General features: G+C 54.4%; 22 protein-coding genes and 1 tRNA gene. 8 read left to right on the forward strand and 15 right to left on the reverse strand.

Annotated elements, in window-relative coordinates:
• Positions 1 to 175: 175 nt before the first annotated feature.
• From G6R15_RS17790 to G6R15_RS17810, 5 genes are all read right to left on the reverse strand, one after another.
• Positions 176 to 907: a M48 family metallopeptidase gene (locus G6R15_RS17790; RefSeq protein WP_164661332.1), complete on the reverse strand. Its 732-nt coding sequence runs from the start codon at positions 905 to 907 to the stop codon at positions 176 to 178.
• Entirely contained in the window at positions 904 to 4,170 is a 3,267-nt protein-coding gene (locus G6R15_RS17795; protein WP_164661333.1) for a type I restriction endonuclease subunit R, read from the reverse strand. Before G6R15_RS17795 ends, G6R15_RS17790 begins: the two co-directional genes overlap by 4 nt.
• Positions 4,171 to 4,298: 128 nt before the next feature.
• On the reverse strand, positions 4,299 to 5,516 hold the full coding sequence (locus G6R15_RS17800) for a restriction endonuclease subunit S (RefSeq protein WP_164661334.1): 1,218 nt from the start codon (positions 5,514 to 5,516) through the stop codon (positions 4,299 to 4,301).
• A complete protein-coding gene (locus G6R15_RS17805; protein ID WP_164661335.1) occupies positions 5,506 to 7,014 on the reverse strand; it encodes a type I restriction-modification system subunit M in 1,509 nt (502 codons plus the stop codon). The genes G6R15_RS17800 and G6R15_RS17805 overlap by 11 nt, the downstream gene beginning before the upstream one ends.
• Positions 7,015 to 7,017: 3 nt before the next feature.
• On the reverse strand, positions 7,018 to 7,437 hold the full coding sequence (locus tag G6R15_RS17810) for a helix-turn-helix domain-containing protein (RefSeq protein WP_164661336.1): 420 nt from the start codon (positions 7,435 to 7,437) through the stop codon (positions 7,018 to 7,020).
• 406 nt (positions 7,438 to 7,843) lie between these two features.
• On the opposite strand from G6R15_RS17810, the gene G6R15_RS17815 reads away from it, so the two are divergent.
• Positions 7,844 to 8,149: a hypothetical protein gene (locus G6R15_RS17815; RefSeq protein WP_164661337.1), complete on the forward strand. Its 306-nt coding sequence runs from the start codon at positions 7,844 to 7,846 to the stop codon at positions 8,147 to 8,149.
• 51 nt (positions 8,150 to 8,200) lie between these two features.
• Here the strand turns inward: G6R15_RS17815 and G6R15_RS17820 are convergent, their stop codons facing one another.
• Positions 8,201 to 8,380, reverse strand: coding sequence for a hypothetical protein (locus G6R15_RS17820; RefSeq protein WP_164661338.1), 180 nt, complete (start codon positions 8,378 to 8,380; stop codon positions 8,201 to 8,203).
• Between the two features lie 365 nt (positions 8,381 to 8,745).
• Here G6R15_RS17820 and G6R15_RS17825 point away from each other — a divergent pair, with 365 nt between their 5' ends.
• The 3 genes from G6R15_RS17825 (at position 8,746) to G6R15_RS17835 (ending at position 11,806) form a co-directional block, all read left to right on the forward strand.
• Positions 8,746 to 9,804, forward strand: a complete 1,059-nt coding sequence (locus tag G6R15_RS17825) for a hypothetical protein (protein WP_164661339.1) — start codon at positions 8,746 to 8,748, stop codon at positions 9,802 to 9,804.
• A gap of 212 nt (positions 9,805 to 10,016) precedes the next feature.
• On the forward strand, positions 10,017 to 10,745 hold the full coding sequence (locus G6R15_RS17830; RefSeq protein ID WP_164661340.1) for a recombinase family protein: 729 nt from the start codon (positions 10,017 to 10,019) through the stop codon (positions 10,743 to 10,745).
• A 41-nt stretch (positions 10,746 to 10,786) separates the two neighbouring features.
• The gene (locus tag G6R15_RS17835) at positions 10,787 to 11,806 is read left to right on the forward strand and encodes a HEPN domain-containing protein (RefSeq protein WP_164661341.1); all 1,020 of its coding nucleotides are present in this window, start codon (positions 10,787 to 10,789) and stop codon (positions 11,804 to 11,806) included.
• A gap of 23 nt (positions 11,807 to 11,829) precedes the next feature.
• Here G6R15_RS17835 and G6R15_RS17840 read toward each other — a convergent pair whose 3' ends face one another.
• On the reverse strand, positions 11,830 to 14,109 hold the full coding sequence (locus G6R15_RS17840) for a DUF262 domain-containing protein (RefSeq protein ID WP_164661342.1): 2,280 nt from the start codon (positions 14,107 to 14,109) through the stop codon (positions 11,830 to 11,832).
• A gap of 322 nt (positions 14,110 to 14,431) precedes the next feature.
• On the opposite strand from G6R15_RS17840, the gene G6R15_RS17845 reads away from it, so the two are divergent.
• Together G6R15_RS17845 and G6R15_RS17850 are read left to right on the forward strand one after the other, a co-directional pair.
• A complete protein-coding gene (locus tag G6R15_RS17845; protein WP_164661343.1) occupies positions 14,432 to 14,761 on the forward strand; it encodes an AlpA family transcriptional regulator in 330 nt (109 codons plus the stop codon).
• A 1-nt stretch (position 14,762) separates the two neighbouring features.
• Complete coding sequence (locus G6R15_RS17850; RefSeq protein WP_164661344.1) at positions 14,763 to 15,878, forward strand: site-specific integrase; 1,116 nt, start codon at positions 14,763 to 14,765, stop codon at positions 15,876 to 15,878.
• Between the two features lie 57 nt (positions 15,879 to 15,935).
• On the opposite strand, the gene G6R15_RS17855 is transcribed toward G6R15_RS17850, so the two are convergent.
• Positions 15,936 to 16,012, reverse strand: a tRNA-Arg gene (locus G6R15_RS17855).
• 217 nt (positions 16,013 to 16,229) lie between these two features.
• On the opposite strand from G6R15_RS17855, the gene G6R15_RS17860 reads away from it, so the two are divergent.
• Both G6R15_RS17860 and G6R15_RS17865 read left to right on the forward strand, forming a co-directional pair.
• Positions 16,230 to 17,255: a LacI family DNA-binding transcriptional regulator gene (locus G6R15_RS17860; protein WP_164661345.1), complete on the forward strand. Its 1,026-nt coding sequence runs from the start codon at positions 16,230 to 16,232 to the stop codon at positions 17,253 to 17,255.
• A 4-nt stretch (positions 17,256 to 17,259) separates the two neighbouring features.
• On the forward strand, positions 17,260 to 18,474 hold the full coding sequence (locus G6R15_RS17865; protein WP_164661346.1) for a winged helix-turn-helix domain-containing protein: 1,215 nt from the start codon (positions 17,260 to 17,262) through the stop codon (positions 18,472 to 18,474).
• 97 nt (positions 18,475 to 18,571) lie between these two features.
• Here G6R15_RS17865 and G6R15_RS17870 read toward each other — a convergent pair whose 3' ends face one another.
• The 7 genes from G6R15_RS17870 to G6R15_RS17900 form a co-directional block, all read right to left on the reverse strand.
• On the reverse strand, positions 18,572 to 19,483 hold the full coding sequence (locus tag G6R15_RS17870) for a helix-turn-helix transcriptional regulator (RefSeq protein WP_164661347.1): 912 nt from the start codon (positions 19,481 to 19,483) through the stop codon (positions 18,572 to 18,574).
• A gap of 100 nt (positions 19,484 to 19,583) precedes the next feature.
• A complete protein-coding gene (boxA, locus tag G6R15_RS17875; RefSeq protein WP_164661348.1) occupies positions 19,584 to 20,768 on the reverse strand; it encodes a benzoyl-CoA 2,3-epoxidase subunit BoxA in 1,185 nt (394 codons plus the stop codon).
• Complete coding sequence (locus G6R15_RS17880; protein WP_164661300.1) at positions 20,765 to 20,968, reverse strand: hypothetical protein; 204 nt, start codon at positions 20,966 to 20,968, stop codon at positions 20,765 to 20,767. Before G6R15_RS17880 ends, boxA begins: the two co-directional genes overlap by 4 nt.
• Before the next feature lie 17 nt (positions 20,969 to 20,985).
• Positions 20,986 to 22,437, reverse strand: coding sequence for a benzoyl-CoA 2,3-epoxidase subunit BoxB (boxB, locus tag G6R15_RS17885; protein ID WP_164661349.1), 1,452 nt, complete (start codon positions 22,435 to 22,437; stop codon positions 20,986 to 20,988).
• Positions 22,438 to 22,473: 36 nt separating this feature from the next.
• Positions 22,474 to 24,135, reverse strand: coding sequence for a 2,3-epoxybenzoyl-CoA dihydrolase (gene boxC, locus G6R15_RS17890; RefSeq protein ID WP_164661350.1), 1,662 nt, complete (start codon positions 24,133 to 24,135; stop codon positions 22,474 to 22,476).
• 166 nt (positions 24,136 to 24,301) lie between these two features.
• Complete coding sequence (locus G6R15_RS17895; protein ID WP_164661351.1) at positions 24,302 to 24,631, reverse strand: DUF309 domain-containing protein; 330 nt, start codon at positions 24,629 to 24,631, stop codon at positions 24,302 to 24,304.
• 96 nt (positions 24,632 to 24,727) lie between these two features.
• On the reverse strand, positions 24,728 to 25,546 hold the full coding sequence (locus tag G6R15_RS17900; RefSeq protein WP_164661547.1) for an alpha/beta fold hydrolase: 819 nt from the start codon (positions 25,544 to 25,546) through the stop codon (positions 24,728 to 24,730).
• Between the last annotated feature and the right edge of the window lie 2 nt (positions 25,547 to 25,548).

Below are 25,548 nucleotides of genomic sequence, written 5' to 3' on the forward strand. Positions count from 1 at the left end.
CGCTAAAACTCGCGGGCCTTTCTGCACGCCTCTGCACAATGCTCTGTAAATAGGCCGTATTTTTCAGGTGGTTTTGGCGACCCCGGCAGGGTTGCCATTGAATCAAGTATAGTTGGCCATTTTGGCAAGGTGATCAACTAAGCGACGCACCGGAATGCAACGAGGCGCATCAACTTCACTGCGCGACCAGGTGCTCCACCATGTTGTCGAGTAGGCTTTTGTGGCTTCTCCAACCGGGTAGGTTACGGTCGATTAGGCGGAAGAACTCCGGGCTGTGATCGTGGTGTTTCAGGTGGGCCAGTTCGTGCAGCACAACGTATTCGATGCACGGCCTCGGCGCTTTGATCAGATGCGGGTTCAACAAGATCGAGCCCCCGGGTGAGCAACTGCCCCACTGGCGTGTCATATCCTGCAATCGAAACGGCGGCGGTGTCGTGATCCAGGGTAGTTCCTGGGATTTCTCATCTATCAATCGTGCATAATAGTCCCGAGCCTTTGAGCGATACCATGCACGAACGATGGGCTGAACTGCCTCAGAATCACTCTGGCGTGGTGTAACGATCAGCTTGTTACCCCTGAGTTTGGCCTTTGGCTTTGCATCAGCATCCGGTTCTACCCGCAGCATGTAGCGGCGACCCAGGTACAGCACCTCTTCACCAGAGACATATCGCTTGGGTCGCAGGTGGCGAAATCGGTTGTTGGCATCCTCGACGTTGCTGACAACCCACCGAGCCCGCCTCAGAACAGCCTTAGAGACTTGACTGGCATCATACTCCGGTGGTGCATCCACAGTCACCGATCCGTCTGGATCGACATGGATAGCAATCTTTGAAGACTTCCGGGGGTCAGCGTTGACCCGATATGGGATGCGATAGTCGCCATATGTCAATGTCGCTTGGTAGCTCATTGCTTGGACTTCACCTTCCCTGCACGGACGATCTCAATGATCTGCTCAATAAGTTCGTTCGCTGCATCGATACCACCCAGCACCTGAAAATAGCGTTTCAAGAGCGCCTTCCTGATCTCGGCCTCGATGTTGGCCGGACTGATCGAATGGGTCTGTATAGCGTCCAAGACAACGCTGTCGATAAACTGCGCTTCCTCGATCATCTGCGGCTCTGTGAGGTCGCTGTTAGTCTCAAGCAGGACCCCAAAATATGCAGCCGCATGGCGGTTCTCACGTAGGCTCTCCGGAACGTCGGGAACCGCCATCTGTGCGACTTGCTCTTCAAGGTCTTTGAACAGCACGTATTGTTTGTTCGGGTGATCGAACAGGGCCTCTGCTTCTTCAATCGCACGACGCAACATCTCGGAAAACACGCGCTGTGCATGAGGGTCGTCGATCAGTTCGCTTTCAATTGTTTTGCGGATACGGGTTTTAATCGTGTCGGCCTCATTGCGAGATTTTTCATCTGACCAGGATTCGGGATCGTCAGCAGTCCCCAACACACCCACATCGATGAAGCCATCTGGTTCATCGATGGACTGCCCAATCACCTGCTTATCCACCAGCGATCTGATCTGTTCTTCATAAACGGAAAAGTCCACGGTCTCCTGTGCGTCCCGCTTCGCCTGGATGCGAAGCTCGGTGAAGAACTTTAGATCGGCCTTGTACCGTCGAACTGTTGCCTCAGAAAACGAGCCATCCTCGAAGAATGATCGCGACGACAATGCCAGCTTGAGACACATCCCGAATGCGGTCAAAGCTTCGTAGAAGTCTTCTCGTAGTTTTTGACGTGTATCTATGGCAACGCCTAGCTCATCATCAATGTAGGATGGCACCAGAATCCGGCGAAACTGTTCCCGGTCTTCCTTGTTGTCCACATCCACGAACAGGGCCCAGAGTTCATCGTGCAGCCCAGGAAGCCGCTTATACTCGGTTGAAACATTGGCCACGGTCCCAACGAGATCATCAATCTCGTAGCCTGCCTGGGTCTCATCGGCCAAATCTTGATAGTCGCGAATTGACGTATCGAGTTCCGCAAGGATGCCCCGGTAGTCGATCAGGAAACCGAATTGCTTGGCGTCATGCAGGCGGTTCACCCGGGCAATCGCCTGCAACAGGTTATGACCCTTCAACTGCTTGTCGATATAGAGAACTGCGTTCTTCGGCTCATCAAAGCCAGTGAGCAGTTTATCCACGACAATCAGAATGTCTGGGGCTCCATCAGTTGCGAAATCGGCGATTACCTTCTTCTCATAGTCCTCAGTGTCATTGCCAACATTTGCCTTCCACCAAGCCAGAACCTCCGGGTCTTTGGTCTCATCGATATCATCATGCCCCTCCCGACTATCAGGTGGTGAAATTACGATCGCGCTGGTGACGAACCCCGTGGCGTCCAGAGCCTCTTTGTACCTTATCGCACTCGTCTTGCTGTCCGTCGCCAGTTGACCCTTGAGACCCAGGTCGAGCTTGGCGAAGTTCTCGTGAAAATGCTGTGCGATATCCCATGCAATCAGATCAATGCGGTTCGCAGCCTTGTAGACCTGCCCCCTGGTCGAGAACTTCTCTTTCAGGTCACGCCTCTGACTGTCGGACAGCCCGCCGGTGATCTTTTCGAACCAGGCGTCAATCGCGGCCTCGTTGATGTCCACCACAGGCTTTCGTTCTTCATAAACCAACGGGGTGACAGCGCCATCCTTCACGGCACGCTCCATGGTATAGTCATGGATGATTGGCCCAAACTTGTTGCGGGTCTTGTCGTTCTTCAACAGTGGCGTTCCAGTGAAAGCGATATAGGCGGCGTTGGGCAACGCTTGCCGCATCCGCTCATGGTTCTCGCCGCTCTGGCTACGGTGACCTTCGTCGATCAGAACGATCAGCTTGTCGGAGGTGTTCTTGCAAACATCCTGCTTCGTCGCCGATCCGAACCGCTGCAACGTGGTGAAGATGATCCGCTCTGTCCCCTGGCTGATCCGCTTTGCCAGATCACGCCCCGATTGGGTCTTGGCCTTCTCACCATCCTTCTTCGTTGCGATGCTGGACCCGAACGCACCACCACTAACGAAGGTTGCGGAAAGCTGGTTCTCCAGATCGATCCTGTCGGTTACCACGATGACACGGCACTCGGTCAGTTCCGGCTCCAGAAGCAACGCCTTTGTCAGGAATACCATCAAATTCGATTTTCCAGACCCCGTGGTATGCCAGATCACACCGCCCTGACGCCCCCCATCAGGACGCCGCTCTCCGATCCGCGCAATCAGGTTCTTCGTGGCAAACGCTTGCTGGTATCGTGCCGCCATCTTGCCTTTCTTCGCATCGAAGAAAATGAAGTAGCGGATGAATTCCAACAGCCGGTCCTGCCGCAGCAGCGAGACAAGCAGCCAATCCTGCTCTGTCGCCATCAGAGAGCCGCTGTGAAGCCGCTCGAAGTCTTTCCTTGCCCACTGTGGCCGATCCGCGAACAGGGCGTCTGTCTGTTCGTCTGAGAGCTTGGCGTTCTTGATTCCGTCCACCGTGGCCCGATCAATCTGCTCCTCACGCCAGAGCGACCAGAATTTGGAGGCGGTACCCGTGGTGCCATACCGGGCCTCTACGCCAGAGATCGACATCAGCAGTTGCGAATAGGCATAGAGGTCCTGAATGCCATCGCCCTTCTGGTTGCGATTGTGCTGGCTGATCCCCTCTTCCACCATGGCCTTGTCTTTGGTGGTGGACACAGGGCGCTTTGCCTCGATCACGACCACAGGAATGCCATTCACGTAACACACCACATCCGGGCGATAGGTGCCGAGGCCCGAGGGGCGATCAACGCTCACTTCTTCGGTCACCTGATATCGGTTGTTCGCAGGATCAGCCCAATCGATCAGCGGCACAGTGACAGAGGTCTTCTGACCATCGACAAACTCGGTGACGGTGATACCAAGCGTCAGATGCTGATATACCGCCTTGTTGGCGTCCATCAGCCCTGCGGCTAGATTGGGGGTCGAGAGCGTACGCAGCACCTGCGTGATGCCGTTGTCAGAGAGCGGATTTTGCTGGCCCCGAAAGGTGAACCGATACTGCCGCAGCCGTTCTGTCAGCACATCGGTTAGCAGAACGTTGTTGGTGGACCCACGAAACGCCAAACAATCAGCAGGGGACAAGTATTCCCATCCCATGACCATCAGCACATGCAAGGCTGGCAACTTGGCCGCAGCTTCTTCTCTGGTGTCGGGGGTGGAGTGCATGGGTTAAGTCCTGAAATCGTTACGTTGAAATTAACTTGTCTGGGAGTTGTGCCACTGGGTTGGATTGAACCCGGTCAGAGCTTGGGACATGACAAAACGCCACCACCCGAATGATTTGTGAAGGATGATCACACCGTCACCCGCCGTTTGCCGGTGAGCAGTTGCTGCATCAGAGCTTTTTTCTCGGTGCGGAGGCTGTCGATCTTTTTGGCTAGTTTCTCGATCTCAGACTGAGCATCGGCGATCACTTTCGCAATCCTAACCTGTTCACGGATTTCAGGAACCCAAACCAGAACGTTTAGAAGATCGCTTCCCTTTAAATGTATGATCGTCACACCTTGTGCAAAGCGTGCCATTTCATAGCGTCGGATGTTGCTCAGATAATGCGCAAGAAATCGACCGTCGATCTTGTTGGTATTTCTTCTAAAGATATTGATGTCCCCACCTAATCTGACGCCTTTGTTGATAACGCATGACGCTATGGCTAGGTCGATACCCGATGTCGTTGTTGACGCTGGTATCAGAACGTCATGTGCGACACTCGTGACACCGTCATCAATGTCGGTGTGGCTGACGGTCGTCTCGATTATTTCTCCATAGGTCGTGTAAAGCTGACCGTACAGTACACAAGGGTACTGACCCGTGTCCTTAGCTTCCGATTTGGGAATCCCCTTACCTTTTTTGAAAGCTCCCATATCCCCCAACCGCACCTCTTTCCACGGCTGGCCTTCGAATTCGGGGAAGCGTTTGGTGCCGGTGAGGAGTTGTTGCATGAGGGCGCGTTTTTGGGTGCGGGCGGTCTCTAGCTGCTGCTCGGCCACCTCAATGGCCCGGTCCCATGTCCCCAATATCTCGGCGATCTTCCGTTGTTCGCGGAGTGGTGGGAGCGGGAGCAAGAGTTCTTTGTATGCACCAACGTTGAAGTGCTGTTGTGCCAGCCCACCTTGGCCATCAAGGATTTGGCGTTTGCCATGCTCCGAGTTTGTAAACGCACACAGGTATTCCGGCAGAACTTTTGATTGGTCCGGCCTCGCAAAGATTATGTCGATGCAGTTTGAACCGGCGTATTCAGGTGGGACCACACACGCTGTTCCGGGGTAACCAGTCCGAACGATAAGGATGTCGCCCGTCGCCAGAACTGACTTCTTGTTCTTCCGATTGCCTCCGTCAGAAATGTAGACCCAATTGCTGTCTTCGACGTAACCTTCGCGGACATTGGCCGAACGAAAGGCACGTGTTCCTTGCCCTTCCGGCACATAGTAGTCCTTTGGTTTGACCACGATGCCAACGCTGATGCGCTCACATAGCTCTTCCGCCCTTGGGAGGTCCCACCCATCAGGAACCATATCCAAGCTCCCGCAAGTATCCGGCCATCTGGGCCTCTAGCCCGTCCATCTCTTCTTTCAGCTTCAACCGTTCGGCCCGCACGGCCATCAAGTCGATCTCTTCCTCTTCCTCAAACGTGTCCACATAGCGGGGGATGTTGAGGTTAAAGTCATTCTCTTCGATCTCGGCTCGGGTGGCGGTATAGGCGTATTTGTCCACCGTTTCGCGGGCGTCATATGTCCCCACGATCTTGTCTAGATGACCCGTTGTCAGTTGGTTCTGGTTGGTGCCCGGGTCGAACTCTCGGCTGGCATCGATGAACAGCACGGTGTCGTCGGGTTTGTGTTTGCGGAACACCATGATGGCGGCAGGGATGCCGGTGCCGAAGAATAATTTCTCTGGCAGGCCGATAACCGCATCGAGTAGGTTTTCGTCGATCAGTTGTTTGCGGATTTTGCCCTCTGCCGCCCCACGGAACAGAACCCCATGGGGTACGACCACGGCCATACGCCCGGTGCGGGGTTTCAGGGTTTCGATCATATGCAGTATGAAGGCATAGTCGCCTTTGGTCTTGGGCGGGATACCCCGGCGGAAGCGGTTGAAACGGTCGGCCTCTGCCGTGGCGACGCCCCACTTGTCGAGACTGAACGGCGGGTTGGCCACAACGATATCGAAGTGCCGCAGCATGTCGTCCGATGTGGTCAGCTTGGGGTTGCGGATCGTGTCGCCCCATTCCACCTGATGGTTCTCCTCGCCATGCAGAAACAGGTTCATCTTGGCGAGTGCCCAGGTGGAGCCAATCGCTTCTTGCCCATAAAGCGCGTATCGCTTTGCTCCGGTCTTTTCCCGGATCAGGCGTCCGCATTTCATCAGGAGCGATGCAGAGCCACAGGTGGGATCGCAAATCTCATCATTCTCCTGAGGGTCCACCAACCGGGCCATGAGTTGGGAGACTTCGGCAGGGGTATAGAACTCCCCTGCCTTCTTGCCTGCCGATGCCGCGAACCGGCTGATCAGATATTCATAGGCCCCGCCGATAATGTCCAACTGCCCGACACGAGACGGACGCAGGTCCATCGCAGGTTTGGCAAAGTCTTCGAGCAGGTGCCGCAGCAGATCGTTTTTCTGTTCTTCATCGCCCAGCTTGTTGGCGTTGAAACTGATATCGCGGAAGACGTTCTCCAGCTTGGCCAGATTGGCCTGTTCGATGGCCTGTAGGGCTTCATCGATGCGTTGGCCGTTCCCCGCCTTGTGCCGCTGGTCATAGAGGTCTTGAAAGCTGTGGCCCTTGGGCAGTTTAAACGCCTCCGCCGCCATGAGCGCATCGACCAGTTCTGGGCTGTCGGGGTTCTCCGCCTCGTGGGTGGTACGATGATCCTGCCACACGTCGCTGAGATATTTCAGGAAGAGCATCGTCAGGACGTAGTCCTTGTACTCGGATGCATCGATGAGACCCCGGAAGGTGTCACAGGCGGACCAGGCAGCTTTGTTGATCTCGGCTTGGGTGATGGGGGTCATTCGTTACTCGCTAAACATGATTTCGATGAATTTCGTGTGCCGGGTGAGATCGAACTCGGCGTCAGGATGATCCACCAGTCGGTTGATCTCCATCTCATAGACCTGGGCCACGGCTTTACCCAGCTTGGACGGTGATGGGGACACACCCAGTCGTCTGACGGTTTCAGCAACGGCTTCAACGACGCTCTCCATCTTGCTGAGGTCAATCGACGTGGGCCTCATGACGATCTCACCTGCCAACAAGGATGCTGCTGATACCCCGTAGAACGCAGCGAACTGTCCCATGCGTTGGATGCTGATCTTGCTGACGCCGGTCTCGATGCGGGACAGGCTCGCAATGGAAATGCCAAGACGCTTCGCCGCGTCTTCCAGCGTGTATCCAGAATTTTCTCTGGCTTCTCTGAGTTTGGCGTGGATCGACACGTCTGTGGCCCTCGATGGTTCGAGAGTGACTTTACATTATTCGTAAAGAACAGAAACCCCTGTTGCATTTTCATTCATGACCCCTATAACTCCAGTAGTTTGCATATTGCGTAAATTGGGAATCAATGAAGCTCAACGACTTTCTGAATCAGAATGGTGTCACGAAAAGCGCCTTCGCCCACAGAATCGGCACTACCGTCGCGACCGTCAGCAGGATCGGGGATGGGCACGTGGTCCCTCGTAGGCCGCTACTAGAACGTATTCACGCCGAAACAGGGGGGACAGTCACCCCCAATGATCTGACCGATCTCTATTGCAATGGCGGATGCCCATTTACGGGATCAAAGCAATGCAACGACTGAACATATGTGGATACCCATGAGCACCAACACCGAAGGGAGATAAAATGAAGAAACTGCTAGGAGCAATCATTCTGATCATGCCCGTCGCAACATGGGCTGACAGTGCCAGCATGTACGGCACCGAGGAAGAGTTCGTCGCCGACCTGGAGCGGTTCGCTGTTCGGTGCACCGCGATGGAAGATGGTGATGTGGTTGACGAGATATTCGGCATCCAGTTTGTCCGAGACGGAGATCGCTGCGTCCTGGGGCCAGGAGAGATTGACCCAATGGCCATCGCCTACTTCGCCAAGAATGAAATCGACTGGGCGGGCCTCGACGGGCTGTCAGCCATTTGGGTGAAGCCTCGGTAACACCCGATACGCAAATCCTGGGCTAATAGCTTTGCGGTGTTGCTCTGGGGGTCAGGCAGCTTCGTCCCAACTCTCGGACTCGACATCCTCAGACGAGAACACTTCGTTCCAATAGGCATGAATGCAGTCTTCCAGGATAGCGCCCAATTCTCTGCGTTCCTCTGATTTGAGGTCCGTCAGCATTTCGATGGCAGATTGATCCAAGTTCCGTACAGAATAACGTTTCAGCATTAGCTTTCCTCCTATGTGTATTTATCAATTAAGCGACAGGGCATGACCTATGTTCGCCGACAGTCAGACAATCGCAATAAACACCGGTGTGACTTCGGTCTGACTAAATACTCTGGCTACAAGAAGAATGGATGTCTGGATTACCAGTTCACCGTGTGGGGTGTGTTTCTACCCTACCCGCACCTACCTTTTCTGAGTGGCAGCATTTGAACATGTAGAGGAGTAAACAAATGCCACGACTTACAATGCGCAGATTGCACGACAATCAAAGTGCACGACAGATAGCTCACACGGGTTTACCTAATGCACAACGATGCAAGAGGGATATCTTGCTCCGGGAGTTTCAAGCTACTGGGAATCCTGCCTTGGCGAAAGTATTGACCACCCAGGCTTCTCCGACATCAGCGCTATCAACAGCGAACCTCAATACCAAACCAATCGCACCCAGGAAGCGGAAGACTTCCAAGAGCCGCCGTAAAGACTTCCAGACGCCGGAAGGGTTTAATCAATTCGGCGCAGTCCGAGGGCGTTCCTATTCCAGTCGCAGGGCGGAGTGTATGGAAGCCAAGCAAGCAGGGTTCCCAGATGCGATGCGGCATCCAACAACGATAGACCTGTGCGCAGTGCCACTTGATGGAGATTTGGTCGAAGCCTCAAACAACGGGCGACGGTTGCTTCGAGAAGCGTTTTCTCAACTAACTCCGGGGCACCAAACCTCTGGGCAATTTTCAATTGTCATTAAGTCCGCCAAAGAGATTGCAGAGGTACTTCCAGTAAGTGAACTGCCAGCGTGTCTGGCCTCAGAACATCGCCCCGACGAATTGTGCGCTATGTTTCATTGGCATGGTATCATAGCCGATCCTGGTCTTTCTAAACAGCAGGTGCGCAGGTTGATCTGGGATGCATTTCCTGGGTGCCGACGAGTGTGTGTCAGGAAGGTGCAACCGGAACGTATTGACGAGAAGGGTTTCGTTACCCACGGGGCTCAGGGCTACTTCGAATATGCATGTCTGGACAAAACAGAGATCAACTTCACGGACCTCCAGCAGGTCAAGGACGCAGTCGTTGGCTACGCGTTACTGGGTGCAACCTGGACCAAACGTAACCGCAATTTCTCCATGGGTGCGCCTTTGCATGTTTCCAGAGTGACGATTGATCCAGATCGTGTTGCCGAACTTGAACTGATGGAACGGTTGGATGCGATCAAATCGAAATGGAATGATCTTTGTTATGCCGAGCAGTTCATCCATTCGTGGATGTCCGGTGGGGTAAGTGTAATCAGAAAACCGAAAACCTGGTTGAAATGGCGAGATAGTGCCAAGGAACGTTTCAGCGAGTTCTTCAACTCCGTAAAGAACTGGTCCACCGACCCTGAGGCGGAAGGTACTTGTTTCATTGGGTTTATTTCTGCCAGCTTGGAATAATTGACCATTTAGGGACGCTCCATCGCCGAACTGGCAGAATGGGCGCTTGAATCGGTAGTGTGGCTCGATTTCGTGAGCGAATGGCTCCCTGACATGCATGAATCTCCGACTGAGAACGTCGTTCAACGCTTCGCAAATCGAAGTGATCGGAGAACCTGTGCGCAGAACCAATCAGACAGCGTCATTGTTCGTAAGAGTATACCCTTGCAGACATGCCACATCCTGTTCCCAGCGCGTCCGCATGGGTCGATTTTCATCAACGAACCCGATATTATACGGACACCACCCATAAGGACAGGAGAAACACTATAGCCACCATATTGTACTGCCGCACATCCACCATTGAACAGACGCTTGATCACCAAGTAACCCAGGCCCAGCAAGCTGGCATCGAAATTGATGAAGTAATTGCTGACCCCGGTTCATCCGGCGTGTCCACGAGATTGATCGACAGACCCCAAGGCAAGCGACTATTCGATATCCTCAGATCAGGAGACGTGCTCGTGGTTAGGTGGGTGGATAGGTTGGGTCGCAACTATGAAGATGTTACCAGTGTCATCCGGGAATTTATGACAACTGGCGTGACCATCCGCACCGTGATCAACGACATGACATTCGATGGTGGCACTAGCGATCCGATACAAAAGGCTGTCCGGGACGCGATTATAGCATTTATGGCGGCATCAGCCCAGTCACAGGCTGAGGTGGCAAAGGACGCTCAAACAGCCGGTATTCAGGCCGCCAGATCAAATCCAAAGAAATACCTGGGTAGAAAACCAAGTTACGACAGGGTGACATTTGAAACAATCCTGTCACTGTTGAACAATGAAATCGGTGACAGCGAGATTTCTCGTCAAACAGGCGTTTCTCGTCAAACGGTGATAAGGGTAAAGAATGATAGAGCGGGAAGCGATGCACTACTCCGGCGATGGGGTATGTAATTTGACGGATCAGGCGGACTGCAAATCAATAGGTAGGCTGTATGGCGAGTAAACCGAAACCAATTTCTTCGCTGCTCAGAACCGATGGTGACGCTGTGGCGATTATACCTTTCGAGTTCTTTGCAACCACCTCCGCGATATCTGAGAAAGCGAAACTGTTTGCAGACATCGGGAACTCTAGAATCATGCCGCCAACTGGTTTTCAGACTTTCATAAGTGGAAAGCACCAAAATGATATTGTCAGATCAATGGGAACACTGGAGGCGGATTTTCTTAATTCCTGCCACATAGCGATGGTTCCACTGGCCGACGTTCCGTTGGAAGTTGGGCCAGCAATGGAACTACTGAATGAGACAAACGCGCTATTCAAGAACTTCTGTGCGAACCTTTGGCTGATACGCGACAACTGCGTAAACACCGATGCCGGTTACCTTATGGCCATGACACCCAGCGGGCTCGTCATTCACAAAAACGATATGCAGCTTCACTTCCACGACGCCCACGGCAAGACTGGAATCAAAGCAACGTTTTCGTACAAAGAGATTAAACAAGCCGCATCGTGGGCGTTCGAATCTTTTACACATCATGTGGACGCGGCGAAGGCGGCACATGAAGAGCCAACATCACGCGTTAAAGGTACCACAAGAACGGATCGGTGTTGGGCATGGGTGATTGAAGCTAGGCATCAATCTGACGTGCTCATAAAGGTCGCCATGTACATCACAGGATTGGAGGCACTGCTATCCACTTCGAACTCAGAACTATCCCACCAATTAAGCGAAAGAGTCGCGCTGCTTCATGGGAAGTCAACCGAGAATAAAGCTATTGAAAAATACCGACAAATGAAAAAAGCCTATAGCTTTCGCTCCAAGGCCCTGCACGGTGACGCAATCCTCGCCAAAGATCAAGAAGCGCTGTTGTCAACCAGTGTCTTCCTAGATGATCTATGCCGAAGTATCATGCTCATGGTCCAAGGCGATGAAACCTTTCGCGAAATCTTCAAGACGAATGAGTCAATCGAAAAATTTTTCATAGATCGACTGTTTGCGACTCCTGCCTAGGCGTCGCTCCAAGTGAGGAGCAACTAAGCCTTCGTACCTATGTAACTTACCATCTCGGACCCGCTTAGGACGCGAGTGGTGTTGCCAACACGAACATAGAAAATCTCCTTGCCCTTGATCGTGTCAGCATAGACCGGAGGCCCAGCCTTCGTCACATCCACCAAGCACACCACGTTGTCGCCGACGGTTTCGAAACGGATATGAACATGTTTGGCGACGTTCGCTTCTCCCATCGAGTTGATGAACAGTGTCGATAGCCAGTTCTGGTATCCATCCAAGTCTTGCTTCTTGAAGTCCAAATCAGACTGGATGCCGAGGATGTCGCCATCATCTGATATCCCGATGCCGAGTGTACCTCCCTGGGTATTCATGAATGCTGCAACCGATTTGATGACCCCTTCGTTGATGACCTTCTCTGGCACATCGGATGTTAACGGGACACGGGCTGTGGACTTAAACTCGATGCGTAAGGTTTCCATATCGGCCAGCAATTCTGCGACAGACGGTTGTGAACGGTCAGACACATAAGGCTGAATATCACCGGTCATGACTTTGAACCCATCTCGGATCACACCTGCGATCAGCCTTCTACGAGCCGTAACGAAGTCCCAGTACTCCATGTCAGTCCAACCGTCTGGCAGGCCGTGCCATCGCGATGCATTGGAACGTTCTTGATCCGTCATTTCAGCAAACATCGCGGGGAAATACTCAGATGGTGCGTCGTCCGAAATGGCGATGTTGTCGGCCCATTCCACAAACGCATAGTTCGCGATCTGATTCAGGCGATAAGTTCCGTGGTAGTTCAGCTTCCGCAGGTATGCCTTGGGGAACAGGTGATGGCGTTCGATGGGAGATTTGGTTCCGGAGACTGCCGGGTCCAGTAGATCGCTGATCCTTACCTTGGAGAATAACGCTGTGGCCCCCAGGAGGTTCAGAGCAGCATGGTAGCCGAATAGATACGGGCTGTAGGCACTGGAACTATCCAACTGTTCCGGTAGTGATACTGACCAGTAGTCGTCTGTCAGTTGGTTGCCGATCAACGTATCGAGCAAACCAACGAAGCCCTCTGCGGTCTTCTCAGTCTGCTCCAATCGACGCAGGTCGGCTTCGAGCACTGTCTCTGGGCTGCCTGTGTATCGCCCGGTTAACGCGCTCATGAAGAACCATCGACTCATCACTCCGCGTAAAGAGCGTCGATCCACACCGAATTCATGCTTCCCTATGAGGTAGGTCAAGTAGCCGTACAGGAAGTTGTTGGCGGAGGTGAGCATAGACCCGGACCGGAAACCAGCAGCTTTGATGCACGTGATGTACTCATGCCAATCCGTTAGGTTCAGAACCTTCGATTGGGCTTCTTTGAGATCATCAAATCGGGCAACCCGAAGCTCATCTTTCACGACCCTTTCTTTGGGATCACGGCCACGCAGGTCCTGGTAGGCGTTCTGTAACACACCACGTTTTAGCCCAAGCCCCACGGCCACCCTGAGCAACTGGTCGGGTGATGGCGCATGGAACGCATTGTACGGAGACGCGTCCTGTTTGATGGATGGGACCTTGGCCTTGCGGGCGAAATCTTCAAGCTGATGTCGCCCTTCGACCCAGTAGACCGACATCAGTGTCAGGATGAAATCGGCAGAATTCAAAGCGATGCCACCTGCGTTAATCCGTTGGAATATCTCCGCAACGGTATCGACATCGAGATCGGCTGAAAGAACCAACACAGAGAACTGATAGTTTTTCACGTTCTCAAGCTGCTGGATATTTGATGCAATCCGCGACTTCTGATCAGGTTCGAGTTCTTGGTGCTTTGCCAACTCCTGCATGAATTCGTTGATGAAGTCGAAGCTACCTTTGCCCGAGGCCCAGATGTCGGAGATATTTGAGATGAAGGCCGGGTTCTGTTCAGAAGATGCGTTGGCTACGGTGAACTCTTCGGTCAATGGATTGAACGCGATCCTGATTAGTTGTTCTTCGTTCGCTTCATTTATGATCGGTTTGCCCTTCATGACCGCATAGAGGCTCGTGAGCCGTTGTTGGCCATCAACGATCATCTTCTGGTTTTCACGTTCCGCAGTCGTGGCACCGATGGAATGGCTGTCTATCTTCTTGGGTGTATTCCAAAACAGGAAGTACCCGGCTGGAAAGCCCTTATACAGGGAGTCAAAAAGGTCCCTGATCCGCGACCGTTTCCAGACGAATGGACGTTGTAGATCGGGCAACCCTAAGGTCCCCTGATCTATCTCGTAGATCAGATTATGGATTGGTGGTGTTTCACTGGAAAATCTCTGTGTGGTCTGGGACAAAATAGTAACCTCAATACGACTAATACCTGACAGTACCGCAACCTGGGCGTGTTAGAAATCAAAATGGGCATAGACTTATGCGTTTCTCGTTAGGATGTCTTTCATCAATCAGGATGAATACAAACATCTTGGAAAAATCATATCTAACAATGTCTTATTCAAATTTCCATAGAGGATTTTATTTCAGCCCCAAGCAGAAAGAAAATGCCGTTGACAAATTCAATTGGGATTCACATTAATACGCCAGCAGCTTCGACTGCTGATTCGAAACTCTCTCGAAAACGGGTGTAACCACGGTTGGGACCTCAAATGGGGTTAGACCATGAATACACACGACCACCTGTCATACAATGATCGGTTGCCTTCGCATCAACCAACCCAGTTGCCGAACAATATTGACCCGGACGCTCCCTGGCCAGGTTTCATGCGCTTAAAAACGCTGGCAGAATATCTGGACATGTCGCCGAACACACTTATCGGCCTAGTGGAGCAGGGGCTGCTGCCTCGGCCAGTGTTCTGTCCGCGATCTCGCGTTAAGCGCTGGTCAAAAACTGAAATCGATAGTGCCATGTTCGGTCAGGAAACCCAGCGGACTGTTGGCCGGTCGATGGCCGATGTTATGGCAGAAATAGCTACGAAGCGGGTAAATTGACATGCCCCGTATTCGCGACTGCTTGATCGAAAGCAAAAATCAGCACGGTAACACTCGATACCAATTCCAGCGTGGTTCACGAGGCCCCAAGTTCACCATTCATGGGTTGCCTGGTGAACCCCGTTTTGAAAGCCGCTACTCTGATCTACTTGCTGGTGCAGATGAGATCGAAGCGCGGAAACGCTCTCGCAGTGGTCGCATATTGAAGAATGGCGTTCCGGAAACTGTCGGCGAATTAATCGAGCACCATGATCAGCAACTGGCCAAAAGGGTTTCTCAAGACGAACTGTCAGAGGCGACCCGAGAGCACTACAGTCGTCTGTTACGGAAAGCCGGTGGCCTGCTTGGAGATGCCACTATCGGCACCATTGAGACCCATCAACTACGGGCCTTCATTGACCAGCAGTCTACATCTAAGCACTCTTTCAACAACATGCTCCGGGCAATTAAGAGCCTTTTCAAGTATGGAAACGAGTATCATGGATTGATCGATCCTGCTGCTGCATTAAAGAAAAAGAAGGTTACTACAGATGGCTTTCCGCCGTGGTACGACGATGACATCAAGCGTTTCTTTTCTACACACAAACGTGGCACCAAAGCACATCTCGCCTTGATGCTATTAATTCACGTGTCGCCTCGTCGAAAAGACCTTGTCCGGCTGGGTCCGAACAATCTTGTAAGGCGAGGTGAGGACTGGGTTATCCGTTTCACCCCAGATAAATCTAAAAGAGCAACGGGTGTCGTGGTAGAAGTTCCAGCCCATCCTGACCTGCTGAGTGCCATCAGTGCGATGAAATCCAATACAGAGACTTTCTTGGCACGTGACGATGGGCATCCCTACGTTCCTGGGACCATCGGCAACTATATACAAAGATGGCGTGAACAGGCCGGAATTCAAACAGGGGTATCCGCACATGGGACACGTCACACACGTGGGATCGATCTGGCAGAAAACGAAGCGACGGAATACGAGATCATGGCCTGTCTCGGTCACACTAGCCCTAGAGCCACTATTCGTTACACCAAAGAAGCAAAACGTCGGAAACAAGCAATGAACGGCACCAAGAAGTCTACTCTATTTGACCGAGTTTCCGATTGGACGAATGAGGAGGATTGATCACCCTTGTGATCACCCATCGTGAACGCACATATTATTCAACAATATCAAAGGCGCTGGCGACCCCGGCAGGATTCGAACCTGCAACCTGCCCCTTAGGAGGGGGCTGCTCTATCCAGTTGAGCCACGGGGCCAATCCCTGAGGATGCTCTGCCCCCCGCGCCATGCGCAAAGTGCCACCCCCGGTCTTTGTGCTATTCCTTAGTTCAATCAGATAGACGTTGCAAATCAGCAGTTGAGCAGCAGTACCGTTTGCAATTGAACCTTTGTGATTGCGCCTCGGGCGCTTGTGTCTGTGTGAATGTTCACGTTAACATCGCAGTCAATTGGAATGCTCAAAAAGGGTCCATCTTGACATCAGACACAAAACGCCCGCTCACCCTTCGCGATGTCTCCGAAGCGTCAGGAGTGTCCGAAATGACGGTCAGCCGGGTGTTGCGCAACCGCGGTGATGTGTCCGATGCGACCCGCGCTCGCGTGCTCGCCGCCGCAAAAGAGCTGGGATACGTTCCAAACAAGATCGCCGGAGCCCTTGCCTCGAATCGGGTCAATCTGGTGGCCGTGATCATCCCATCCCTATCCAACATGGTATTCCCCGAGGTTCTGACCGGCATCAACCAGGTTCTGGAAGATACCGAACTGCAGCCCGTTGTTGGTGTAACCGACTATCTTCCCGAGAAAGAGGAAAAGGTCCTGTACGAGATGCTGTCATGGCGGCCCTCGGGTGTTATAATCGCGGGACTAGAACACTCGGAAGCGGCCCGCACGATGCTGGACGCCGCCGGTATTCCCGTGGTCGAAATCATGGACACTGATGGCAAACCGGTGGATGCGATGGTGGGCATTTCGCACCGACGCGCAGGCCGAGAAATGGCCCAGGCGATCCTGAAGGCCGGCTATCGCCATATCGGGTTCATGGGGACCAAGATGCCGCTGGACCACCGCGCCCGCAAACGCTTTGAAGGCTTCACCGAGGTCTTGGGCAAAAACGGGGTCGAGATCGAGGAGCGCGAATTCTATTCCGGCGGCTCCGCTCTGGCCAAGGGACGCGAAATGACCAAGGCAATGCTGGACCGCTCGCCAGACCTGGATTTCCTGTATTATTCCAATGACATGATCGGGGCTGGTGGCCTGCTCTATCTGATCGATCAAGGCATCGATGTTCCGGGCAAGATCGGTCTTGCGGGCTTTAACGGCGTCGAACTGCTGCAAGGCTTGCCGCGACAGCTGGCGACAATGGATGCCTGCCGACTGGAAGTTGGGCGCAAGGCGGCCGGGATTATCGCCGCGCGTCTGGATGATCCAGAGCAAGAGATCGAAAGCCGCGTGACGCTGACCCCCAAAATCAGCTATGGTGACACGCTGAAACGGCGCTGATCCCGTGACTGTCGAGGTATTGGGCAACACATCCGCCCGAGCGATGTTTCTGGACCGCCATGCTCTGGCTGAACAGCCTACAGGCCCAGCCAAGGGCCAACACTTGCTCGATCTGATCGAACGTCTGGGCTTTGTTCAACTCGACAGTATCAATACGGTTGCGCGGGCCCATGATATGATCCTATTTTCCCGCCGACCAACCTATCGGCCCAAACACCTCAAACGCCTTTACGAAACCGACCGAGCATTGTTCGAACATTGGACCCACGACGCGGCGGTCGTACCAATGGCGTTTTACCCGCATTGGCATCTCCGATTTCAACGCGACGCTGACCTCCTAAGATCAAGGTACAAGAACTGGCGGCGCGACGGATTCGAGCAGCGGTTCGAAACAGTGCTTCAACACATCCGCGATCACGGTCCCGTTTGTTCCTCGGACGTTGGCAAGGACGAAAAAAAGGGCTCTGGTGGGTGGTGGGACTGGCACCCGTCCAAAACCGCGCTCGAATATCTATGGCGCAGCGGCGCGCTGTCGGTGATCGGGCGGGACGGGTTCCAGAAACGATATGATCTGACCGAACGTGTAATCGAAGAACACCTGCGCCCCGGCACAATCCAATGTGACGCTGAACACACCGTAGATTGGCTGTGCAACGCTGCGCTGGACCGGTTGGGGTTTGCCACCTCAGGTGAGATTTCGGCCTTTTGGGACACCGTTTCGTCGGCCGAAGCCAAAGCCTGGTGCACCACAGCGGAACAACGCGGCGAGATCGAGATGATTGAGGTCGAAGGCGCTGATGGCGCACGCCGCAAACATTTTTCCCGGCCGGGAACGGCCCAAGCCGCGTCCAGCATTCCAGCTCCAACCGGACGCCTTCGCGTCCTGTCCCCGTTTGATCCGGCTTTGCGCGACCGGAAACGGACTGAAAGACTGTTCGGCTTCCACTACCGGATCGAGGTCTTTGTTCCCGCCGCCAAACGCACCTATGGCTATTACGTCTTCCCCCTGCTCGAAGGGGATAAATTGGTCGGTCGCATAGACATGAAAGCACATCGCGATTGCAGAGAGTTGCGGGTCCGAGCACTCTGGCCGGAGCGCGGACTGCGCTGGTCAAAGGCCAGAACGCAAAGGCTCGAAGCCGAATTGGAGCGTGTCCGCCGTTTCACTGAAATGGACAGCGTGATTTTCGCCCCCAATTGGCTGCGCGATCCAATCTGACCTCATCTCGTTGCCTCAAATTTCCCGGAGCGCGAGGCAGGGCCTCGCATACCGCGCCGAAGGCGCTCATCGAGCGTGCCGCAGGCACACCTTTGGATCACGCAGACAAAAAGCCCCGGTCCTCAACCAAGTCCTGCAACCGGGCAAAGGCCTCACCTTCGGACAACCCCGATGTGTCGAACTGGGCGACGGCCTTTCCGTACAATGCCTCACGGCTGGTCAGGATGGATTTCAGTTGTTCCATCGCCTCGGGATTTCCTGCCATTGGGCGCTCGTCCCCTTGCGTTCGAACCCGCTCCATATGTTCGGTCGGCGAGGCGCGCAGCCAGATGGTGTGGAAATGGCTGAGAAGGGTGTTGTAGGTCTCGGGCTCGGCCACGATACCGCCCGCCACAGCCAAGATCATGGTCTCATGCGTGGCAATCACGCGGTTGACGGCCTGCGCCTCCAATTTGCGATAACCCTCTTGCCCGTACAGCGCCATCACTTCGCTCACCGGCATTCCGCTTTGCTCTTCGATCTCGGCGTTCAGCTCGACAAATGGGACGTCCATTTCAGCTCCCAAACGGGCCCCCAAAGTCGACTTTCCCGCGCCGCGAAGGCCCACCAGACAGACACGCTTGGCCCGCAATGCCTCAACAGGTTCGGGATTCAAGATGCGCAGAGCAGCCTGCCGCACATCTGCATTCGCTGCACGAAACAGGTCAGCCACGCGTACCGCATCTGACGTCCAGGGATCGTCTTCGCCCACCAACCATTCGATCCGGTGATCCAACGCCGCGGCGACCCGCTGCAACAACCCGATCGAGATGTTGCCCTCACCTGCTTCGAGCTGCGCCAGATAACGCGGCGACACACCTGACATCTCGGACAGAACCCGCCGTGGAATACCGCGCCGCTGCCGCGCTTCGCGAACGCGCTCACCGACACGCGAGATCAGTTTTTGCACCAATGCATCGGCGTGATCCTGCGGGCTACTTTCGCCGCGAAAATTGGTGATTTCGGTCATTTTGTTCGATCTTTATGCAAAATAGTGCGCAATTGTACGACAGCACTGCCAAATTAGCAATGCGATACAGCATTATCTTGCATCCAACGGGTTCGAGCAGTCAGTAGGTTTCCACGTGATACCGACCGTCTTCGCGCATTTTATCGCGAACCTCGACCCAGTTCAAACTGATACTGCGCGCTATGTCCTTAAGCGCTTCTTCCACGCCTTGTTCCATGGCTTTTAGACCGCAGATATAGATGTGCCCTTTGGGATCTTGCAGCAACTTACCCACTTTTTTGGCCTCTTGGCGCAACTCATCCTGCACATAGTGCTTGGTTTCACCGTGCACCCGGGAAAAGGCGAAATGTTTGGCCATGAAGTCATCGGGAACTTTGCCCAAGGGGCCAAAATACGGCAGTTCTTCAGGGCGACGCGCACCAAAGACAAGGGTAAGGGTATCCTTGAGCCTTGGGTTTTCCCTTTGCCTCCGCATCGTGAAGGCGCGGAATGGGGCAGAACCTGTCCCCGTGCAAATCATCAACAGATGGGTATCGTGGTCCGCAGGCAGCAAGAAGGTCGCGCCAAATGGTCCGGTCAATTGAACGGTATCACCCGCCTTCAGATCACAAGCATAGTTCGAGCAGACACCGAGTTCTTCGCGCTTCACCGTCAGCGACAGATTGTTAAAGTTCGGACGCTCGCCGTCACGCGGGCTGGACACGGAATAGAGCCTTGGAAGGTGCGGATTGCCATCGGCATCAGTGCCCGGTGGAATGATACCTACGCTTTGCCCTTCGAGCACGGGGAACGGCAAGGAACCCAGATCCAAAATGATGTGGCGCACATCGCTGTCGCTCCCTTCATCGGTCAGGCGATAATTGCCCTGAACCCTGGCCTTTGCCGGCTTGCCGATGGTGAAAAGGTTGATCGTAGGCTTGGAGGCCGACGCAGGCGCCTTGACCTTTCCCCCCGCCCCCTTGTGAGCTTCGGCCAGCAGCGCCGCCATCGCGTCGTCCAGCGCCTCAAGCCCCGTGTCGTCCTCGGGCAGATCTTCTTGCGCCGGTAGTTCCATCCATTCGAACTGTTCTTCGACCGAATAAGGCTCGGCCACAACACGCCACTCGTCGATCGACCCCGTTGGGCAAACGGGGATGCAGTCCATGCAAAAATTGCATTTCGAGGCATCGACAACGACGTTCATGTCGTCATGTTCGATTGCTTCTTCTGGACACGTCATCTCGCAGGTGTAGCAGCGGATACAGATTTCCGGGTCGATGAGATGCTGTTTAAGCGGCTGGTTCATCGGCTCTCGGTCCGGCGCAACAGGATTTCGGGCAGGGTGACCGCGTCAATCAGGGCCAGGCAGATGCCCCGGCATTCGCTGCATCCAACGCAGGGGCCATTCAGCTCGGTCACGATCTGACCAATCTGCGTGGTGCGGCGGGTGTCAGTGGGGCTGCGGGTGATGTCCATCTCATGTTCTCCGGCAAGGGAGCGGGCCATTTGGCCCGCCCATCCGTTCAGGCCATGTGCAGTTGCACGTATTCAAAGTCGCCCGGTTTATTGTTGATGCCTACTTTGGGCGGTGCAATCCAGCTGGCGAATTTGCCAGGTTCAAAGCAGGGTTTCATCAACGACTGGATAAAGTCCCCATCTGCCTTGGTCGGCAGCCAATCCTTGACCTTGGCGATCCAGTCTTCTTTGGGGATTATGTTACCATCGGTGTCGACATTGACGCTGGCAAAAACGCCGATTTTGCGGTGGAACCCTTCGTGGGGCAGCTTCATCGCAAACTCGACGCCGTGCTTTTCGATGATCTTGTTCCAGCGGCCTACACCCCCGGCGGCGTCTTTCACATAGTCATCGCGCAGGCGCATGTTGATCGCGGTCAGGGCGGGAACCTCTTCGGCGACGATCCCGCCATCCTTTACGGTCCGAACCATATAGCTGTCGTCGCTCAGCTTGTGATCATCCTTGATCCGCATCTCCATAAAGCGGCCCTTGATACCCGCGTTATATGCGTTGGCGGCGTTGGTCGACACTTCGTTCCCAAACAGGTCCAGCGACAACGTGTAGTGCAGGTTCAACTTTTTCTGGATCGTTGGCAGATCGATCACACCCAGGTCCCGGATTTTATTGATGTCATAAGGATCGGTTATGCCGGCCTTGTTCATCGCCTCACACGTCGCTAGAATCGTGCGACCGACACCGGTTTCACCGACAAACATATGGTGCGCCTCTTCGGTCAGCATGAACCGGCAGGTGCGCGACAGCGGATCGAACCCGGATTGTGCCAGGCTTTCCAACTGCATTTTGCCATCGCGGTCCGTGAAATAGGTGAACATGAAGAACGACAGCCAATCCGGAGTCTCTTCATTGAACGCGCCCAGCATCCGTGGCGCTTCTTCAGACCCGGACGAGCGGACCAGCATGTCGTTGGCCTCTTCCCGGCCATCGCGACCGAAGTATTTTTGCAGCAGATAGACCATCGCCCACAGGTGCCGTCCCTCTTCGACGTTCACCTGAAAGAGGTTGCGCATGTCATAAAGCGACGGCGCCGTCAGACCCAGGAACCGCTGCTGCTCGACTGAGCCCGGTTCGGTGTCGCCCTGAATCACAATCAAACGCTTGAGCATGTTGCGGTATTCGCCCGGCACCTCTTGCCAAGCAGGTTCGCCATAATGTTCGCCACAGGGAATGCGACGGTCTTCGACCTGCGGTGCCAGCAGAACGCCCCAGCGGTATTCGGGCATCTTCACATAATCGAACTTGGCCCACCCCTTGGGATCCACGGACACGGCGGTGCGCAGATAAACCATGCTTTCCTGAAAATTCTGCGGGATCAAATCGTTCCACCAGCTGATGTACCCGGGATGCCATTTTTCCAGCGCTTTCAGGACTTTCTTGTCCTGGCTCAGTCCCACATTGTTCGGGATCTGCGTATCGTAGCTCACGTTGATCAGATCGAGCATTTCATTCCTCCCCTGCCGATAGCCTTGCCATCGCCATCAAACACGTTCCATGTTGTAGTTGCCGCGCACGCCTGTGCCATAGCGTTGCAATGCACCGTCCTCGCCCACGGCATTGGGGCGTTGGAAAATCCAGTTCTGCCAGGCAGTCAGCCGTCCAAAAATACGGGTTTCCATTGTCTCGGGACCAGCGAAACGAAGGTTCGCCTCCATTCCTGTCATCGCATCGGGCGAGAAGCTGGCGCGTTCCTCCATGAAGATGCGCACCTCATCCTCCCAATCAATGTCGTCAAAAGCATAAGTCACCAAGCCCAGTTTTTCGACATCATCCGCCTCGATCGCCTCGCCAATCTGTTCACGGGCGGCATTCACCGCCTCGGGTGATCCAAGGAACCGGGTTTCCAGCCGGGTCAGGTCGTTCGACATCGGATAGGTGCCAAAGTTGCTGTCGGTCATCGTGATTGCCGCCAGGGGGCGGTTGTCGCCTTCGAACTCCTCCAGCATCATGTAGGACCGATCGACGGACCACAGCAGTTCCGCCAGAACCCCAGCGAAACATGACCCATGTTCAACCAATGCCACCAACGAACGCGACGTCATGTCGACCCGCTTCAACACGCGCTTCCAATACGTCAGGATCTCATTGGCCAGCCAGTGATCGACATTATCCAACAGCAGCTTTTCATGCGCGACCAACTTGCCTGCGTCACCTTGGGTGGTAAAGGCCACCAAGCCCAGCTCGCGCTCATTCAGGCGAAGATGCAATATCGCATCGTCCAATTCGCGCGCCAGGCGCAGCATGTAAGTCTCGGCACCTTGATCCACCAGCGCGTCAATGGATGCTAGTGCATCCTCTTCTGGACCTTTGATCAGAATGGTTGCCCGCCCCGCGTCCCGATCCATCGCGACTTCGACCGTGGAATACGTCACTGATCCGTCCTCGGCAAAACTGCGCGTCAAAGGCGTCAGAATGATGCCTTGAGCGATATCCTCCTTGTCCGAAGCACCTGCAAACTCGCGTGCGCGCTCTTGCACCGTGTCATCAAATTTCGAATTTGCGATGACCTCATCCACCAGATTCCAATCGACCGCGCGTTGACCTTTGACGCCTTCCTCGACCGAGCAGAACACATCGGCCAAATCGCGGCGTACCTTGCGCTTGTCGGTCACGCGGGTCAGCCCGCCGGTGCCTGGTAGCACCGCCAACAGGGGCACTTCGGGCAAAGCGACAGATGACGACGAGTCATTTGTCAGCATGATGTGATTGCAGGCCAGTGCCAGCTCATAGCCGCCGCCCGCACAGGCGCCCTTGACGGCGGCCACGTATTTCTGACCTGAATCCGCCTCGGCGGCTTCAAAGGTATTGCGCGTTTCGTTGGTGAATTTGCAGAAGTTTACCTTGTGGGCATGGCTAGCACCGCCCAGCATCCGAATGTTGGCCCCAGCGCAGAACACCTTGTCTTTGGCCGACTGCATCACAACCACTTTGACCTCAGGGTGTTCAAACCGCATCCGCTGCACCACGTCGGCCAATTCAATATCAACGCCCAGGTCGTAAGAGTTGAGTTTCAGTTCATAGCCGGGAAACAGTCCCGCCGTCTCGTCCACATCCATGAACAGGTTGGCGACAGGCCCATCATATTCGACGCGCCAATGATGATATTTCGAAGGATCGGTCTGAAAGTCGATACGTTCGGCCATGCCGGTCTCCGCCTTTGTTGGGTGATTTGCAACATAGTACGCCAAATGATGTGCGGCAAGCTCATATTGGCATCATAATGCATAATACGGCACCTCAACACATAAATCTGCGGGCAAATCTCCGGAATCCCACTCATCTCGCAGCGCAATTTACGCAATATATTGCCTATTTCGTCGAAATTCTACTCTCCACGTCGCTCAATCGGTTCTGAACCGACTCGACCCGGATTCCCATCACGACATTGGGCACCCCGCTCAGCCCCACTCGGCAGGCATCACACAGACGACGCACAGCTTGCGGACGGTTCATCTTTTCTTTCAGCAGGGCGTTGGCCAATTGGATGACTGCCTGCACAAATCGCCGCTCTGCCGAGTTTGGCGGCAACACCTGCCAAACCGCCTCCCAAACCTCGTGCGCTTCCCAAAAAAACCCTGTTTCGAAAAAACTCCACCCAGCGTCCCATGCCTCGCAGGCTGCAAGGTCAGATACAGACATTCCAGCCCGAGCGGTTTGGCAAAGCGCATCATAAGTCCCCTCGTCAGGTCGCTGGGTTTGGCCGGGAATGTATGGAACAGCGGACGACGTCACGGCTCAGGCCATTTTGACCTGCGCCGCTTCGATCCGCTCCAACCGGGCGCAGAACTCTGCGACGGCCTTCAAGGTCTCTTCGGGCGCTTCAAGGTGCGGTGAGTGTTTGCAATTCAACTTGACCCGATCGACGGGGCAATAGGCACGCGAGGTGATTTCATCCAAATGCGCCATGGTGCCATATTGGTCATCATGCCCCTGGATCGCCAGGATCGGCACCCGAATGTAATCGATTACCTCGGCCACGTTCCAATCGGCGAACTCCGGATCAAGCCAAACGTTGGCCCAACCGCGAAAAACGCCTTCTGGGTCGCGGTGGTAGATCCCCATGCGTTGAGCCAGATCGGTGGTATCAAACTGATCGCGGGTCCGTTCGATTTCGGTCAGCCCCTTTGGTTCAGCAAAAAAGTGCGGCGCGGCTACGATCAACCCGCGCACGCGGTGATCTTCGACACTGCCCGCATAAACCGCAGCCATCGTGGCGCCGTCGGAATGACCGAACAGGATGCACCGCTGAATGCCCGCTTGCTCCAGAATAGGTGGCAGCACCTCCAAAGGCTCTTGGGATTGATAATCCAGCCCACGCGGCAGCTGGATCGGGTCTGAATTGCCATAACCCTGCCGCGAAAAAACAAGAACGCCGAACCCGGTCTGCGCCGACAGCTTTTTAGGGAAATCACGCCACAATGCGACACAGCCCAGCCCCTCGTGCAACATCACGATTGTCGGGGCCTGATCCGGGGCGGGGCCGTGGCAAGCGTATTCCAACGCCACGCCGTTCACCTTCATCGGAAAGCTCGGGGTCGGGCTCCAGTCGAACATCA

The organism is Tropicibacter sp. Alg240-R139, assembly GCF_900537075.1.
Taxonomy (GTDB): Bacteria; Pseudomonadota; Alphaproteobacteria; order Rhodobacterales; family Rhodobacteraceae; genus Falsiruegeria.